The sequence below is a fragment of the Cohnella sp. SGD-V74 genome (genome assembly GCF_003001675.1).
GTDB lineage: Bacteria > Bacillota > Bacilli > Paenibacillales > Paenibacillaceae > Cohnella.
The window spans coordinates 1-1,721 of the sequence record NZ_PVYW01000051.1 but is presented as its reverse complement, the minus strand read 5'-3'; the positions used below and the strand labels follow the sequence as shown (position 1 = coordinate 1,721).

Genomic DNA, 1,721 nt, shown 5'->3' with positions numbered 1-1,721 from the left:
CAAGTGAGAATGCCGGTATGAGTAACGAAAAGACAGGTGAGAATCCTGTCCGCCGAAAGCCTAAGGGTTCCTGGGGTAGGTTCGTCCGCCCAGGGTAAGTCGGGACCTAAGGCGAGGCCGAAAGGCGTAGTCGATGGACAACAGGTTGAAATTCCTGTACCACCGTAATCCGTTATGAGCGATGGGGGGACGCAGGAGGGAAGCGACGCGAGCCGATGGATGTGCTCGTCCAAGCCCAAAGAGGGGTGTGCAGGCAAATCCGCACACTGTAACCTTGAAGGGTGATGGGGAGGGAAAATCACAGTACCGAAGGTCGTGTACCCACGCTGCCAAGAAAAGCCTCTAGCCAGGAGAAGGTGCCCGTACCGTAAACCGACACAGGTGGGCGAGATGAGAATTCTAAGGCGCGCGGAAGAACTCTCGTTAAGGAACTCGGCAAAATGACCCCGTAACTTCGGGAGAAGGGGTGCCCCGGTAGTGTGAATAGCACGAGGGGGCCGCAGTGAAGAGGCCCAAGCGACTGTTTAGCAAAAACACAGGTCTGTGCGAAGCCGTAAGGCGAAGTATACGGGCTGACGCCTGCCCGGTGCTGGAAGGTTAAGGGGAGTGGTTAGGGGTAACCCGAAGCTGTGAACCGAAGCCCCAGTAAACGGCGGCCGTAACTATAACGGTCCTAAGGTAGCGAAATTCCTTGTCAGGTAAATTCTGACCCGCACGAATGGCGTAACGACTTGGGCGCTGTCTCAACGAGAGATCCGGTGAAATTTTAGTACCTGTGAAGATGCAGGTTACCCGCGACGTGACGGAAAGACCCCATGGAGCTTTACTGTAGCTTGATATTGAACTTTGGTACGGTCTGTACAGGATAGGTGGGAGCCTATGAAGCGGGGGCGCAAGCCTCTGTGGAGGCGCCGTTGGGATACCACCCTGATCGTATCGGAGTTCTAACCTGCTGCCCTGAATCGGGCAGAGGGACCGTGTCAGGCGGACAGTTTGACTGGGGCGGTCGCCTCCTAAAAAGTAACGGAGGCGCTCTAAGGTTCCCTCAGCGCGGTTGGAAATCGCGCGAAGAGTGCAAAGGCATAAGGGAGCTTGACTGCGAGACCTACAAGTCGAGCAGGGAGGAAACTCGGACTTAGTGATCCGGTGGTACCGAATGGAAGGGCCATCGCTCAACGGATAAAAGCTACCCTGGGGATAACAGGCTTATCTCCCCCAAGAGTCCACATCGACGGGGAGGTTTGGCACCTCGATGTCGGCTCATCGCATCCTGGGGCTGAAGTAGGTCCCAAGGGTTGGGCTGTTCGCCCATTAAAGCGGTACGCGAGCTGGGTTCAGAACGTCGTGAGACAGTTCGGTCCCTATCTGTCGCGGGCGTAGGAAATTTGAGAGGGGCTGTCCTTAGTACGAGAGGACCGGGATGGACGCACCGCTGGTGTACCAGTTGTTCCGCCAGGAGCACCGCTGGGTAGCCAAGTGCGGAAGGGATAAGCGCTGAAAGCATCTAAGCGCGAAGCCTGCCTCAAGATGAGATTTCCCAATTCGTAAGACCCCTGGAAGAACACCAGGTTGATAGGCTCGGGGTGGAAGCGCAGCAATGTGTGGAGCTGACGAGTACTAATCGGTCGAGGGCTTATCCTAACGAATGACACGACAAAGCAAGACACTTCACCTTCTTCTTCGCTCCACTTGGTTCGCATCCAGTTTTCAAGGCGTAAGCC

1 rRNA gene is annotated in these 1,721 nt (G+C 55.8%); it reads left to right on the top strand.

Annotated features, from left to right (window positions below):
* Positions 1-1,641: ribosomal RNA gene (locus B0G52_RS35100) — 23S ribosomal RNA — on the top strand; the annotation flags it as partial.
* Positions 1,642-1,721 lie beyond the last annotated feature (80 nt).